This is a genomic window from Streptomyces sp. NBC_01546 (assembly GCF_045208355.1).
Classification (GTDB): domain Bacteria; phylum Actinomycetota; class Actinomycetes; order Streptomycetales; family Streptomycetaceae; genus Streptomyces.
On sequence record NZ_CP109379.1, the window covers coordinates 1,037,246 to 1,051,007 of the forward strand.

General features: G+C 72.6%; 16 protein-coding genes. 10 read left to right on the forward strand and 6 right to left on the reverse strand.

Annotated elements, in window-relative coordinates; genetic code table 11:
• Window positions 1-24: 24 nt before the first annotated feature.
• Complete coding sequence (rpsN, locus tag OHA89_RS05160) at window positions 25-330, reverse strand: 30S ribosomal protein S14 (RefSeq protein WP_215148926.1); 306 nt, start codon at window positions 328-330, stop codon at window positions 25-27.
• Window positions 330-566, reverse strand: a complete 237-nt coding sequence (gene rpmB, locus OHA89_RS05165; protein WP_266613176.1) for a 50S ribosomal protein L28 — start codon at window positions 564-566, stop codon at window positions 330-332. Before rpmB ends, rpsN begins: the two co-directional genes overlap by 1 nt.
• A 79-nt stretch (window positions 567-645) precedes the next feature.
• Between rpmB and rpmG the strand changes: the two genes are divergently transcribed.
• The 7 genes from rpmG (at window position 646) to OHA89_RS05200 (ending at window position 7,350) form a co-directional block, all read left to right on the forward strand.
• A complete protein-coding gene (gene rpmG, locus OHA89_RS05170) occupies window positions 646-810 on the forward strand; it encodes a 50S ribosomal protein L33 (RefSeq protein ID WP_266613177.1) in 165 nt (54 codons plus the stop codon).
• A 30-nt stretch (window positions 811-840) separates the two neighbouring features.
• On the forward strand, window positions 841-2,025 hold the full coding sequence (locus tag OHA89_RS05175; RefSeq protein ID WP_266613178.1) for a GTP-binding protein: 1,185 nt from the start codon (window positions 841-843) through the stop codon (window positions 2,023-2,025).
• 33 nt (window positions 2,026-2,058) lie between these two features.
• Window positions 2,059-2,295, forward strand: a complete 237-nt coding sequence (gene rpsR / locus OHA89_RS05180; RefSeq protein ID WP_215148932.1) for a 30S ribosomal protein S18 — start codon at window positions 2,059-2,061, stop codon at window positions 2,293-2,295.
• A 253-nt stretch (window positions 2,296-2,548) separates the two neighbouring features.
• A complete protein-coding gene (locus OHA89_RS05185) occupies window positions 2,549-4,048 on the forward strand; it encodes a Y4yA family PLP-dependent enzyme (RefSeq protein WP_266613181.1) in 1,500 nt (499 codons plus the stop codon).
• Entirely contained in the window at window positions 4,045-5,367 is a 1,323-nt protein-coding gene (locus OHA89_RS05190; RefSeq protein ID WP_406365415.1) for a pyridoxal-phosphate dependent enzyme, read from the forward strand. Before OHA89_RS05185 ends, OHA89_RS05190 begins: the two co-directional genes overlap by 4 nt.
• Window position 5,368: 1 nt before the next feature.
• A complete protein-coding gene (locus tag OHA89_RS05195; protein WP_266615281.1) occupies window positions 5,369-6,571 on the forward strand; it encodes an aminotransferase class V-fold PLP-dependent enzyme in 1,203 nt (400 codons plus the stop codon).
• A gap of 14 nt (window positions 6,572-6,585) precedes the next feature.
• Window positions 6,586-7,350 carry a class I SAM-dependent methyltransferase gene (locus tag OHA89_RS05200; RefSeq protein ID WP_406365416.1) on the forward strand — a complete coding sequence of 255 codons (765 nt, stop codon included), beginning with the start codon at window positions 6,586-6,588 and terminating at the stop codon, window positions 7,348-7,350.
• Window positions 7,351-7,473: 123 nt separating this feature from the next.
• Here OHA89_RS05200 and OHA89_RS05205 read toward each other — a convergent pair whose 3' ends face one another.
• From OHA89_RS05205 to OHA89_RS05220, 4 genes are all read right to left on the reverse strand, one after another.
• Window positions 7,474-8,913, reverse strand: coding sequence for an Ig-like domain-containing protein (locus OHA89_RS05205; RefSeq protein WP_406365417.1), 1,440 nt, complete (start codon window positions 8,911-8,913; stop codon window positions 7,474-7,476).
• Window positions 8,873-9,145 carry a hypothetical protein gene (locus tag OHA89_RS05210; RefSeq protein WP_266613189.1) on the reverse strand — a complete coding sequence of 91 codons (273 nt, stop codon included), beginning with the start codon at window positions 9,143-9,145 and terminating at the stop codon, window positions 8,873-8,875. Before OHA89_RS05210 ends, OHA89_RS05205 begins: the two co-directional genes overlap by 41 nt.
• A gap of 195 nt (window positions 9,146-9,340) precedes the next feature.
• Window positions 9,341-10,765 (reverse strand): MFS transporter, encoded by a 1,425-nt coding sequence (locus tag OHA89_RS05215; RefSeq protein ID WP_406365418.1) that lies wholly within the window; start codon window positions 10,763-10,765, stop codon window positions 9,341-9,343.
• Window positions 10,766-10,912: 147 nt separating this feature from the next.
• On the reverse strand, window positions 10,913-11,293 hold the full coding sequence (locus tag OHA89_RS05220) for a hypothetical protein (protein ID WP_406365419.1): 381 nt from the start codon (window positions 11,291-11,293) through the stop codon (window positions 10,913-10,915).
• 74 nt (window positions 11,294-11,367) lie between these two features.
• Between OHA89_RS05220 and OHA89_RS05225 the strand changes: the two genes are divergently transcribed.
• From OHA89_RS05225 to OHA89_RS05235, 3 genes are all read left to right on the forward strand, one after another.
• Window positions 11,368-11,721 carry an RICIN domain-containing protein gene (locus tag OHA89_RS05225; RefSeq protein ID WP_406365420.1) on the forward strand — a complete coding sequence of 118 codons (354 nt, stop codon included), beginning with the start codon at window positions 11,368-11,370 and terminating at the stop codon, window positions 11,719-11,721.
• Between the two features lie 108 nt (window positions 11,722-11,829).
• Window positions 11,830-13,149, forward strand: coding sequence for a hypothetical protein (locus OHA89_RS05230; RefSeq protein ID WP_266613196.1), 1,320 nt, complete (start codon window positions 11,830-11,832; stop codon window positions 13,147-13,149).
• Entirely contained in the window at window positions 13,146-13,757 is a 612-nt protein-coding gene (locus OHA89_RS05235; protein ID WP_215148945.1) for a hypothetical protein, read from the forward strand. Before OHA89_RS05230 ends, OHA89_RS05235 begins: the two co-directional genes overlap by 4 nt.
• Window positions 13,758-13,762 lie beyond the last annotated feature (5 nt).

The window sequence follows — 13,762 nt, forward strand, 5'->3', positions numbered from 1 at the left end:
CCGGTAAGAGGCGGCGCGGGGGTACTACCAGGACGACTTGGTGACTCCGGGGAGGAATCCGGCGTGCGCCTGCTCGCGCATCCGGACCCGGGAGAGCCCGAACTTCCGCAGGTGGCCGCGCGGGCGGCCGTCCACGCCGTCACGGTTGCGCACCCGGGTCGCGCTGGCATCGCGGGGCTGCCCGCGCAGCTCGGTCAGCGCGGCGCGGCGCTCGGCCTCCGTCGAGGAGGGCCGGCGTACGAGCGCTTTCAGCTCGGCTCGCCGGGCGGCATGGCGCTCGACGATCGCCTTGCGCTTCTCGTTCTGCGCGATCTTGCTCTTCTTCGCCATCAGACCTTCACCCCTCGGGCCCGGATCCGGGCCACGGCCGCCTCGACGCCGATCACGTCGACGGTCTTGATCGCCTTCGCGCTGAGGGTGAGACGGACGTACCGGCCTTCGCTCGGCAGCCAGTAGCGCTTGCGCTGGATGTTGGGGTCGAAGCGGCGCGATGTGCGCCGGTGCGAGTGGGAGATGGTGTTGCCGAAGCCCGGCTGGGCGCCGGTCAGCTGGCAGTGGGCGGACACGGTGTTACCTGCCTCTCTCTGGAGCGGAAGAGTCATCGAAGGTTATTGGAAATGATTTCCATTCCCGTATAGTAGCGGCATGGCACGCAACGAAGTACGCCCGATCGTCAAGCTCCGCACCACCGCGGGCACCGGCTACACCTACGTCACGCGCAAGAACCGGCGGAACGACCCGGACCGCATGGTGCTGCGCAAGTTCGACCCGGTGGTCCGCCGGCACGTCGACTTCCGCGAAGAGCGCTGAACCCACCCCACCCCGCAGAAGGACACCGCCATGAAGCCCGGAATCCACCCCGCCCACGGCCGGGAGCACGGCGTGCGCCTGCCCGTCGTCATCGTCGGCGGGCTGCACTCCGACGCCCGCCGCACCACCGTGGAACGGCTGCTCGCCACCGTCCCCGGCAGCGTGGCCCTGCACCACGACCTCTCCACGGCGGCCGGCGGAACCGTCCGGCGCACCGTGCGCGACGCCTCCGGAACACTCGGGTCCGGTGAGGCGCCGCTCGTCAACGACTGCGCCTGCTGCGCCTTGCGCGAGGACCTGGTCCCCGAACTGTGGCGGCTCGCCGACGGCGGGCTGACCCGGCTCGCGGTCGTCGAGTTGTGGGACTCCGTCGAGCCCCGGGCGATGGCCGAGGTCGTCGAAGCGCACGGCGGCGAGCGCTTGGAACTCGCCAATGTGATCACCGCCGTCGACCCGGCCCTCGTCCTGCCGTACCTGTCCAACGGGGACGACCTCGCGGAGGCGGGGCTCGCGGCGGCGGCCTCCGACCGGCGGACGGTCGGCGACACCTGGGCCCGGCAGCTCGAGTACGCACCCGTGCTCGCCCTCCTGGACAGCCCCGAAGCGGACGAGGAGGACCGGGCCCTGCTGGAGCAGCTCCACCCGACCGCTCGCCGGGTGGAGACCGGTTCCCCTGATCTGGCGCGGCTCGCCTTCGCCGGATTCGACACCGAGGCCGCTGCCGCCGCGCAGCACCCGGCCTGTGCGCTGCTTCCGCAGGAGGCCGACGAAGCCGGGGTCGCCACCCTCGTCTGGCACCGCCACCGGCCGTTCCACCCGGAGCGGTTGTACGAGGCGCTGGAGGACCTGGCCTGCGCGGCCGCCCGCAGCCGCGGCCGGTTCTGGCTCGCCGACCGCCCCGACACCCTGCTCGCCTGGGACGCCGCGGGCGGCGCGCTCTGCGTGGAGAACGGCGGCCCCTGGCTGGCCTCGCTCCCGGACGCCGCCTGGGAGATGGTGCCGCCGGTGCGCCGGGCGGCCGCCGCGCTGGGCTGGCACCCCGAACACGGCGACTGCTGCCAGCACCTGGTGTTCACCTCGCCCGGCCTCGACCGCGACGGGCTGGAGCGGCTGCTCGACTCCTGCCTGCTGACCGACGCCGAGTTCACCGCCGGGCGCGAGGGGTGGAAACGCCTCCCCGCCGCCTTCGACGCCCTGCTCGACCCCGTCTCGTAAGACCCGTACGACACCTCACTCCAAGGACTCCCCATGGCCCGACGCGTCACCCCGCGCAAGCCCGTCTCCTCCCGCCCCAACCCGCTGGACGCGGCGAAGATCACCTACATCGACTACAAGGACACCGATCTGCTGCGGAAGTTCATCTCCGACCGTGGCAAGATCCGCAGCCGCCGCGTCACCCGCGTCACGGCTCAGCAGCAGCGACGGCTCGCCGCCGCGATCAAGAACGCCCGCGAGATGGCCCTGCTCCCCTACGTCGGCAAGTAGGGCCCGGGCAGCACGACGACGTCGCTCCCGTGGCCGGCCCTCCCCCAGATTCCGTCCGGGGGGACCCCCAGCGTCCACGGGCCCGGCGTCCGTCCCGGCTCCCGGCCGCCCCGACCGTCCCGATTCGGCCGTCGGGCGTCACGAAGCAGTCCCTCCCCCGCCGGGCCGGACCCAAAGAGGCCCGATCGGGTTACGGTCGTATGACCGTTTGCCGAAACCGGTACGTATTCCTCGTCGGGGAGGAACAGCTGGGATGAGCAACGCACCTCTGTACCTGGAACCGCGGCTGGCACCGCGGCTGACGTCCTTGCTGGATGCGGCCTCCTTCCTGCATGCACTCGTGGACGGGCTCGGATCACCCCTGAACCTCGTACTTCCGCAGCAGTTCGCGGAGAACGTGGCGCGATTCCGCACCGTCCTGCGCCGGCACCACCTCGGCGGCCGGGTCTGCTTCGCGCACAAGGCCAACCGCTCCAGCGCCCTGGTCCGGCACCTCAGCACGACCGACGCCGCCCTCGACGCCGCCTCGCTCGGCGAGTTGAGGCACGCGCTCGCCTCGGGATTCACCGGGGACCGGATCGTGGTGACCGGCCCCAAGGACCCCGAGGCGCTCTGGCTCGCCGCGCGCTGCGGGGCCGTCGTCAACGCGGACGGGGCGGCCGAGCTGGAGGACGCGGCCCGGATCGTCGGCGCGTTCGGCCTGCCCCGCCTGCGCGTGATCCTGCGGCTGTCCGAGTTCGAGACCTCCGGCACCAGAGTCCTGTCCCGCCGCAGCCGCTTCGGCACCGCGGTGAAGTCGCTGAACGACCTGCTCGACGTACTCGAACGCCACCAGGACGCGCTGGAGCCGATCGGGGTGGGCTACCACCTCGACACCACGAGCCTGGACGAGAAGGCGACGGCGCTCGAAGGGTGTCTGCGGGCGATGGAGGAGCTCCAGATACGGGGGTTCCGGCCGGGCGTCATCGACGTGGGCGGCGGCTTCGGCGTCAACTACCTGGCGCACGCCGCGCAGTGGGACCGCTACACCACCGAGCTCACGCACGCCGTGATGGGCCGGCGCCCGCCGCTCACCTGGGGCGGCCACGGCTACGGCCTGCGCGCCGAGAACGGCACCCTCAGGGGATCCCTGGGCCTCTATCCGGCCCATCGCCCCGTCGCCGGCGCCGCCTACCTCGACGAGCTGCTGTCCCGTCCCGCGCCGGGCCTCGGCCGCCCGTTCGGCACGCTGCTGCTGGAGAGCATGTACGACCTGTACGCCGAACCCGGCCGGGCCTTGGCGGACCAGTGCGGGCTCACGCTCGGGAGGGTGCAGGAGGTCCGGGCCGGCGGGGCCGGGGAGCACCTCGTACGGCTCGCCCTGAACGCGGGCGACGTGGGCCTGGAGGACCACGGCGTCCTCATGGACCCCGTCCTCCTCCCCCGCGACGACCACGACGACCGCGACGGCACCCCTGGGCACGCCACCGGACCGGTGGGCGTGTACCTCATGGGCAACCTCTGCCTGGAGGCGGACCTGATCACCCGCCGGATGGTGTTCCTGCCCCGGCTGCCGCGACCGGGTGATCTCCTCGCCTTCGCCAACACCGCGGGCTACTGCATGGACTTCACCGCGACCCGGGCCCAGCAGCAGCCCGTGGCCCGCAAGGTCGCCGTCCGGGAGGAGAGCGCCAACGAGGGGAGCGGGAGCTGGAGTTGGTGCCTCGACGAGCAGTACTGGCCGGTCACAGCCACGGGGGGACGGCGGACATGAGGTACGACAGCATCACCGAGGCCATCGGCAACACGCCGCTGGTCCGCATCGACCCGGCGGTACACGGTCTGCTCCACATCGACCTGTACGCGAAGCTGGAGATGCTCAACCCCTTCGGCTCGCTGAAGGACCGGGCTGCCTGGCACATGGCCCGCTCCGCGCTGGCCGACGCGAAGGCCGGCGCGGCGACGGTCGTCGAGCTGTCCAGCGGGAACACCGCCAAGGCCCTGGCCCTCATCGCGGGTCTGCACGGACTGCCGTTCAAGAGCGTCACCAACCGCATGCGCATACCGGAGATCAAGGAACTGCTCCTGCTGCTGGGCGCCGAGATCGAGGAACTGCCCGGGCAGAGCGAATGCCTCGACCCGACCGACACCGAGGACCCGCTGACGCGCTTCCACCAGCGGCTGAGCCGCCCGGACGGCGCCCTTCTCCACACCGACCAGTACTTCAACCCCCTGAACGCCGAGGCGCACGCGCAGGGCACCGGCCCGGAGATCATCGCCGATCTGGACGGCCGGGCTCCGGACTGGTTCGTGGCGTGCGTGGGCACGGCCGGTTCGTCCACCGGGGTCGCCCGCGCCCTGCGCGCCCACGACCCGGACGTGCGGGTCGTCGGTCTGGTCGGGGAGAAGTCCGACTTCATCCCCGGCATCCGCACCATCGACGAGGTGCAGGAGGTCGGCCTCTTCGATCCCGCCGCCTACGACACGATCGAGGCGGTGAGCTCGGACGAGGCCATCGACGGGATGCTGACGCTGATGCGCCACTGCGGGCTGCTCGCCGGTCCGACCGGCGGGGCCGCGTACCTGGGGGCCGTGCGCCATCTCCGGCCGCTGGACACCCCGTCGGGCGGCGAGCGCAGGACCGCCGTGTTCATCGTCTGCGACCGGGCGGAGAGCTACCTCGGCTACGTGCGGCAGCGCCGTCCGGAGCTGCTCGGCAGGCCTCCGGCCAAGAACTCGGTGACCACGCTGACCGAGGCCGAGGTGCGTTCGGCCACCGTCATCGAGGTCGCCGAGGCGCAGAAGTGGATGGAGGACCGGCGTCCGCTGGTGGTCGACCTGCGCGGCCCGTTCGCGTACGCCGCGCTGCACATCGACGGCGCGATCAACATCGTCGACGAGCTCTTCGACGAACTCGTCCGTGGCGGCCTGCCCTTCGGCACACGGCAGCCGGTGCTGCTGACCTGCCCGGTCGGCGAGAAGTCCGCCCGGTACGCGGCCCTGCTGACGCGCATGGGCCACCCGGACGTACGCAGTCTCGCGGGCGGCATCGTGGCCTGGCGGGACGCCGGAGCGCCTCTGGTGCGTGACTGACGTGGCAGCGGACCCCGCCGGGGAGATCGAGGAGCTGGCCTCGTGGCAGCGCGGGCTGCGCGCCCAGTTCCCGATCATCGTCGGACATCCCCACCTGACCTACCTGGACAGCGCGGCCACCTCACAGAAGCCGCGGGCCGTCCTGGACGCCGTGCACACCTACCTGACCACCTCGAACGCCAACGCGGGCCGGGGCTCGTACCCCTGGGCGAACACCACGACGGCCTTGGTGGAGGGCGCACGCGACCGGGTCAGGGAGTTCCTCGGCGATCCGTGGCCGGACCGGTCCTCGGTGCACTTCACCACCGGGGCCACGGACGGGTTGCGCACCGTCGCACGGGAGTGGCTGCCCGAACTGCTGGCGGACGGCGACGAGATCGTCGTCCCGTTCGCCGACCACGAGGCGAACCTGTCGCCGTGGCTGGAGGCGCGGGAGCTGCTGGCCCGCCAGGGGGTCCGGATCCGGGTGCGGGAACTGCCCTGCCAGGCGGGCTCCGGGGACTACGATCCGGCGGCCCTCGCCGGGATGGTCGGCCCGCGCACCCGTTTCGTGGCCGCCACGCACGTGCACCACGTGTACGGGGCCGACATGAACGTGCACCGCGTCCGGCGGGTGGTCGGGCCCGGCGTCCCCATCTGTCTGGACGCCGCCCAGAGCATCGGCCACCTCCCGGTCTCCGTGGCCGAGCTCGACGTGGACTTCGTGGTCTTCTCCGGGCACAAGGCCCTCGCCCTGCCCGGAACCGGCGCGGTCTGGGCGCGGGGACGGCGGGGGCCCGCCTTCCGGCCCGGCGGCTGGAGCGGCACGCCGAACACGGTGGGCATCGCCTCCCTGGTGGCGGCCCTGGACTGGCTGGACGCCGCCGGGACCGACCGGATCGAGCGCTGGACCGTGGCCCTGACCTCCCTGCTGACGGACGGGCTCGAGCGACTGCCCGCGTACGAGGTCCTCGGCTGCCGCTCGAGTCTGACCACCGCCTCCGAGGTGCAGCGGCGCCGGAGCATCGTCACCTTCCGGCATCGTGAGATCAGCGCGCAGGACCTCGGGTTCATCCTGTTCAGCCACGGCATCATGGTCCGCTCCGACGGCCACTGCCAGGCGGGCGGCGGCGACCGGGACTCCTCGGTACGGGTGAGTCTGCACGTGCACAACACACCTGAAGAGGTGGAAGGGTTGCTCACCACACTCGCCAATCTGCAATGATTTCCATTATGGAGATGAGCACGATGACGGCCCTGACGGCAGCGCGCTGGGTGGAGCGCTGGGAGAGTCAGCAGCAGCGGTACGCCGTCGACCGCGAGGAGAGGTTCACGGTCATCGCCGACGTCGTGGAGCAGGTGACGGCCGGCCGGGCCGCTCCCCTGGTCCTCGACCTGGGCAGCGGCCCGGGAGCCCTGGCCTCCCGGCTGGCCGCCCGCCTCCCGGACGCCGAGGTGCTGGCCGTCGACGCCGACCCCCTGCTCCTCGAGCTCGGGAGCTCCCACTACGGACCGGCGCTGCGCTACGCCGAGGCCGTGATCGGGAAACCCGGCTGGCTGGACGCACTCGCCCTGGACCGTCCGGTGGACGCGGTGGTCTCGGCGACCGCCCTGCACTACCTCGGGGAGTCCACACTGCGGCAGGTCTACCGGGAACTCGCCGAACGGCTGCGCCCCGGCGGGGTCCTCGTCAACGGCGACCACATCCGTCCCGCCGGCCCGGACGCGCCGCGCATCGCCGAACTGGCCCTCCACGTCGGAGAGCGCCACTCCGAGCGGCACCTGGACACGACCGAGGACTGGGAGTCGTGGTGGTCTGAGGCGGCCGCCGACCCCGAGCTGGCACCTCGGCTCGCGGGGTGCGGGCCGGACCGGCATCCGCACTGCGAGGGCAACGACCTGACGCTTTCCGGCCACATCACCCTGCTGCGCGAGGCCGGATTCACTCAGATCGGCACGGTATGGCAGTTCGGCCACAGCCATGTGGTCGTCGCCGTCCGCTAAGGCTGTCCGACGACCACCCTCGCCCCGGGGCTGAAGTACGCGCATCGGCCTGCGGGGCGGGGGCGCTCCCCCGAACGGGAGGCAGCGGCTACCCCTTGACGAGGCGGTCGCCGCGTCGACCCGTCAGAGGCGGCACTGTCCTGAGCGGGGTCCCTGCACGACGGTGTCCGTCTGCAGCGATGCCGGGCTGTTGGCTTCGCAGCGCAGGGGTCCGGTGACCCGGTTGGCCCGGAACGCCGGGACCGGCTCGCCGGACAGCGGTCCGTCGGCGCTGTTGCCGTCGATCCTCACCGGTCCGGTGACCGTGTCGGCCGATGCCTGGAGACCACCGGTGTTGCCTTCGAGGGTGAGCGGGCCGTTGATCGTGTTGCCGGGGCAGGCCGTCGAGTCGTGGTCCGAGCCGATCAGCACGTAGCCGGTGCTTCCCTTGACGCCGACCGGTCCGGTGAGGCTCGACCGGCAGACGGTGAGGGCCAGAGCGCCTTCGGCGGACAGCGGCCCGGAGATCCGGGCGTCCGACACGGCCAGGGACCCGCCGGGCCGTACCGTGACCGGTCCCGTCTGGCTGCCGCCGGAGGCGATGCAGAGCGCCTGACCGGCGGACACGGTGAGGGCTCCCTGGCGCGCAGTGGTGAGGCACGGCTCGCTGAATCCGACGGTGACGGCGGCCGGTTGGGCCGTTGCGTCCGGCGTGTGGCCCGGGTCTCCGCCGTATCTCGCGGTGATCGGATGGGAGCCGGGCTGGAGCGTGCCGGTACGGAATCGGGCCCGGCCGCTGCCGTCGAGCGGCACGGTCGCCAGCTCGGTCGCCCCGTCGGAGAACGTGACCGTCCCGCCCGGGGTGCCCGCGGAGGGGTTCGCCGAGCCGACGGTGGCGGTGAGGGTCACCGGGTGCCCGAACAGCGGTGCGGCCGTGTCCGCGGCCACCGTGACCGAGGCCCCGTACCGGAACGAGACGATCGCCTTCCCGTTGCCCTGGTTGACCGCCGGGAGGAGCGAGACGTCGGTGGCCGTCGGTGCGGCGAAGCTGCTTCCGCCTCCGCCGCCCGCTCCGTAGAGGTTGCCGGGGTTCCCGCCGCCGGAGCCGCCTCCGCCGCCGAAGTAGCCGCCGCCTCCGCCGCCTCCGCCGTTTCCGCCGCGGGCGCCGTTGCCGCCGGGGCCTCCGCTGCCCGGGTTGGGCAGACCGGTCTGGGGGTCGATGTCGCTGCCGGCGATCCCGGGGCCGCCGAGCGCCGAGTTGGGGCTTCCGGTGCCGTGTGCGGTCTGGCTCGCTCCGCCGCCGGCGACACCGGATCCCTCGGGGCCGCCGCCCTGTCCGCCGGGCTCCGCGACGGGACCGCCGGCGCCGCCGCGCAGCAGGGGTCCGCCGTTGCCCGCGCCTCCGCCGCCACCGGCGACCAGGACCCGGTCGGACGGGCCGAAGGCACCGGCCCGTACGTCGGACGCGCCGCCGCCGGAGCCGCCCCCGCCGTGCGACCCGCCGCCGCCGGATCCGTGGCCGAAGCCGCCGGGGCGGGCGTACTCACCGCGCCGGGAGCTGCCGGGGACTCCGGCGGCTCCCACCGTGATACGTCACGTCGGTGCCGACCACGCCGGTGGAGCCGGTGTACTCGGTGCTGCCGTCGGGGCTCGGCGAAGTGCCGTTCACCTTGTTCCCGTTGGACGAGGTGCCGGTGCCGATGGCCTGGTTGATCCCGCCGCCGGAGATGAGACCGCTGCTACAGGCCGCGTTGGTCGAAATCTCGGAGAAGGGGGATCCGGGCCCCATGGTGGCGCCCGGGGTCTTCACGGTCACACCGACCGTGTTGGCGTACGCCGACCCCGGTATCGCCAGGCCCAGCAGGGCGCCCAGGACCAGCGCCTCCCCGCCGAGGGACCGCGCAGAAGCATCTTCCTCATCGAATTCTCTCCTTCAGAGGTGGATTCCGTCCTGTGCGCATGCGGAATGTATCAGTCAGATAAGCCAGCAGGTAAGGCAGATTCAGCAGATTTACCTAGCAAATGCGTACTCATCGGCAGTAGAGTCGCGAGCCCGTACACGCATCGCGAGGGCGAGCGCGATGACGATCAGGACCGCCGCGACGGCGAAGGTGACCCGCATGCCGGTGGCGACGGCCTCGGGGCGCGCCGTGGTCACGTCGGTCGTCGCCGATGCGAGAGCGAACACGGCGCCCATGACCGATGCCCCCGTGATGAGGCCGAGGTTGCGCGACAGGTTGAGCAGGCCGGAGACGACGCCCCGCCGGTCCGGGAGGACATCGGCCATGACCGCGGTGTTGTTGGCCGTCTGGAACACCGCGTAGCCGGCCGTGACGACGACCATAGGTGCCACGTAACCGGCGACGCCGAGCCGCGCCGGTATCGCGGACAGGACGGCGGATCCGGCCGCCATGGCGGCGAGCCCGGCGATGGTCATGCGTGGCGCGCCGAAGCGGTCCGCGATACGACCGGCCGGAACACCGGCCAGGGCGGCGACGAGCGGACCGACCGACAGGACGAGTCCGACGAGGGCCTCTTGGAGCCCGAGGGTACGAGAGAGGTAGAACGGCCCGACCACCAGCGTCGACATCATCACCGTCGAGACGAGGGCGCTCGTGGCGAGGCCCCCGCTCAGCCTCGGATCGCGGAGCGTCCGCAACCGGATCAGGGGGGACGCCGCTCTCGCCTGGGCGCGCACGAAGAGGCCGGCCCCGCAGGCGGCGGCCACCAGCAGTGCCCCGTTGAGCGCACCGAACGCGCCGCGCCCCAGGGTCACGGCGAGCGCGTACGCCGCGAGCGTCAACGCGAGCAGCAGCGTGCCGACATGGTCGAAGCCGGCCCGGCCGGCCGTGGGCCCGCGCCGGTCGACCGGCAGGTGCCGGTGGGCGAGGAGAAGGGTCAGGATTCCCAGCGGGGCGTTGACGAGGAAGATCGCCCGCCAGCCGAACCCGGAGATCAGGACACCGCCGAGCGAGGGACCGAGCGCGGTGCCGACGGCGGACATCGTGCCGAGCAGCCCCATGGCGCTGCCGGTCTTCGCCTTCGGGACGGTCTCACCGACGAAAGCCATGGTGAGGGCCATCATGACGGCCGCTCCGAGGCCCTGCGCCGCCCGGGCGGCGATCAGCAGCCAGAGCGTGGGCGCGGCGCCGCACAGCACGGAGGCCACCGTGAACAGGAGGATCCCGGCCAGGAGCAGCCGTCGGCGGCCGAGGATGTCGCCGAGCCGTCCGGCGCCGACGATCAGGGTGGTGATGGCGAGGAGGTAGGCGAGGACGATCCACTGGACCTCCTGGAAGGAGGCGCCGAAGGCCTGGGCCAGCGTCGGCAGGCCGACATTGGCGATGCTGGTGCCGAGCGAGGACAGCAGCACGGAGAGCGAAAGGGCGGCGAGCGCCCGGCGAACCGCGGGTCTGGAGTCACTGTGTGGGTGCATGCGCAGGAGCGTGCGCGCGCCGTGCGGTATCGGCAAATTTTGTTGCCGTTTCCGGGAAATGCCGCCGTGCGGTGCGGTCCCCCGGATCCGCACCGCACGGCGTCTCTTGCCTTCAGGCCGGCCGCTCTACGGGAGCGGCGCCCCCGATCAGTACGTGTCGAGCCGGAACCGCTGGTAATTGGCGTAGGGCCCGTTCTGGTCCTGGCAACCGAAGTGCCGCAGGCCGATGTTGCTGTCGTCCACGCACAGACCGGTGGCCACGCTCCTGAGACGCCGGGTGGAGACGGCCTGGACACCCACGGCCTGCCCGGAGGCGGACCGGGCGACCAGGTCGGTGGTGGGTGCCGCCGAGGACGCCGGAATCGACGAAGACACGGACGCGGACACCGCCGCCGACGCGGCCGCAGACCCAGCCGGCGAGGTGTCGGCCGTCGAGGAGCCCGCTCCCGCGAGCGTCAGGGCGGATGCCGCGAAGACCGCGGCGGCGATCCGGAACACCCGTCCCGCCAACTTGCTCGTGCTGTTCAACGTACCTCCTGTGGTGAGTTGGGTCGTACTCGCGCCGCTTGCCCGGTGGATTCGAGACAAGGGCGCGCCTTGTGGTGGACGGCACCGTCGAACCGGTCGCGGAGCAGGAGTGGTACCTCACCCGGGAGACGACCGACCCGTCGGGCACCGTCTACTCGGTCCGCAACCGGTTCAGCGGAATGTGCCTGTCCGTCGACGCGGCCCGGACCACCAACGACGCCGCCGTCACCCACTACGTGTGCGGCGACCGGGAGGGACTGTTCCCCGACCAGTTCTGGAAAGTGCGCTACGCCGGCGGGCACCGTGCCTGGCAGCTGGTCAACGTCCACAGCGGCAAGTGCGCCGGGGCACGACCGGGTGACGGGGCGAACGCGCCGGTACTCCAGCGGGACTGCCGCGACGACCCCTGGCTCATGTGGGCGCAGTGACCGGGACCGCGGTCCGACCGGGCCGGCTGCCCGGGCCACGGCCTGCCGCGTGACGAGGGGCGGGTACCGGGCGGGCGGAGGAGAATGGGAGACAGCTCACGGAGGGTCATGTCTGCCGTTGTCCGATGGTCCGGCCGATCGCTGACCGCGGTGCTTCTGAGCACGGCGGTCGCGTGGGGATCACCCGTCGCCGCACCGCCCGCCCAGGCCCGGGCGGCCGCCTCGATCGTCCTCACGCCGGACCAGGGCTCCCCCGGAACCCCGGTCGTCGTCAGCGGGTCCTGTGGCAGCGGCCCGACGGCCGACACCGCCGTGGGGGCGCGCGACAACGTCCGCGTCCGCTGGGACGACAGCCAAGTCGGCGCCACCGACAGCAACGCCGACGGCGCGTTCGAGCTCTCCTTCTCCGTTCCGGAGGATGCCTCGGCCGGACCCCACCCCGTGACCGTCGACTGCGTCTACTCGGTACGGTCCACCGCGACCGCCACCTTCACCGTGGCGCCCCTCGCCGTCCCCGCCCTGACCCTGAGCCCGGCCGAGGGCCCGGCGGGGACGCCCGTCCGGGTCGACGGCTCCGGTTTCGCGTCCTGTCCCGGGAAGCTTCCCGGTACGGTCTCGCTCCTCTGGGACGGGAGCGCGATCGGATCCGCCGAAGTCGCCACCGGTGCGGACGGGTTCACCGCGGACATCACCGTCCCGGCCGATGCCGCCCCCGAGGCGCACGACGTGAGGGCCGTCTGCGACCGGGACGACAGGATCGTCGCCACGGCGCCCTTCACGGTGGACGGCGGCGGGTCCCTACCGCCCGATCAGGATCCGGTGGTGACGCTCGTTCCCGACGAGGGACAGGCCGGTACGGCGCAACCCCTCCTCTCCGGTTCCGGATTCAACTGTTCGAGTGTGGACCTGCTCTGGGACGGGGGCACGCTGGGCTCCTCCGAGGTATCGGAGGCGGGCACGTTCGAGACCAGGGTCCAGGTCGCAGCCGATGAGCCGGCGGGCGACCACGCGATGCTCGTCCAGTGCGCCTCGGACCCGGGCCAGGCCGCCGAGACCGCGTTCACCGTGACGGCCCCGGGACCGTCCCCGGAACCGGAGACCACCGGCCCGGGCCCCACCCCGAGTCCGGTCCCCAGTCCGGTCCCGCCGACGCCCGTCCCACCGACCCTCACCCCAGGGGACCAGAGCTCGACCCCCGTCGGCTGGGTGGTCGGCTCGAGCCTGCTCGGAGTGGGCCTGCTGGCCGCCGCCGGGGCAGCGATGCTGTCCCACCGCCAGCGGGGGCCGCGCTGGGTGCACGAGCACGTCAGCACCCGGCTGCGCCCCTCCCCGGGGACGACCGACGTCATAGGCCCGCCCGGGCACTCCGTACGGCTGGAGCCGCGTACGGACCCCGGCGAGCAGACCGTGCAGGAGGAAGACCGATGACCACTGCTCCTGTCGCCGAGCCCCTCACCGTCCGGTCCTTCCTGCTCGGCACCGAGGAGGACCAAGCCGCACCCGGGCTCACCGAGGCGTTGCACGACCAGCACGCGGGCACGGGCCTCCTCCCCGGCCTGCGCGGTCTGACGAACGCGGCGGACCGGGCGGTCGAGGCGGAACTGGCCTCCGTCATCGGCGGGTTCCTCGACCTCGACCTCGTCTCCCTGGTCGCGGGCGGCTGGTCCAAGCACACCGCCCTCAAGGCCGCCGCCCGCCGGACCCGCCAGTACCCCGGCAGCGAGGAGATCGTCGCCCTGGCCACCCACGCCATCACGTCCACCCACCACCCCTCGGTGGACGTGCTGGTGGACGGCGCCCCGGCCGCGACCGTCGACGTGGGTCTCACCGTCGTCTTCCGGATCAGCGGACTGGTCGGCGTGGTCCGCGACGCCCGGCTGGTCACCGTGCGCGCCGCGGAATGCGAGGTCGAGGCGAAACTCGCCGTCCGGCAGATCGTCGTCGCGTCCCGGCAGGGCCGCCTGGACCTCCCCGCGGAACTTCGCCTGCGCTCCCCCGTCGAGCTGCTGCCTCCCGCGGACCAGGGGCCGGCGTAGACCTG

Bases quoted from the DNA above. Each gene is read 5' to 3' on its own strand.
- rpsN (WP_215148926.1), bottom strand. From the start codon at position 330: ATGGCGAAGAAGAGCAAGATCGCGCAGAACGAGAAGCGCAAGGCGATC.
- rpmG (WP_266613177.1), top strand. From the start codon at position 646: ATGGCACGCAACGAAGTACGCCCGATCGTCAAGCTCCGCACCACCGCG.
- OHA89_RS05175 (WP_266613178.1), top strand. From the start codon at position 841: ATGAAGCCCGGAATCCACCCCGCCCACGGCCGGGAGCACGGCGTGCGC.
- rpsR (WP_215148932.1), top strand. From the start codon at position 2,059: ATGGCCCGACGCGTCACCCCGCGCAAGCCCGTCTCCTCCCGCCCCAAC.
- OHA89_RS05185 (WP_266613181.1), top strand. From the start codon at position 2,549: ATGAGCAACGCACCTCTGTACCTGGAACCGCGGCTGGCACCGCGGCTG.
- OHA89_RS05190 (WP_406365415.1), top strand. From the start codon at position 4,045: ATGAGGTACGACAGCATCACCGAGGCCATCGGCAACACGCCGCTGGTC.
- OHA89_RS05200 (WP_406365416.1), top strand. From the start codon at position 6,586: ATGAGCACGATGACGGCCCTGACGGCAGCGCGCTGGGTGGAGCGCTGG.
- OHA89_RS05215 (WP_406365418.1), bottom strand. From the start codon at position 10,765: ATGCACCCACACAGTGACTCCAGACCCGCGGTTCGCCGGGCGCTCGCC.
- OHA89_RS05230 (WP_266613196.1), top strand. From the start codon at position 11,830: ATGTCTGCCGTTGTCCGATGGTCCGGCCGATCGCTGACCGCGGTGCTT.
- OHA89_RS05235 (WP_215148945.1), top strand. From the start codon at position 13,146: ATGACCACTGCTCCTGTCGCCGAGCCCCTCACCGTCCGGTCCTTCCTG.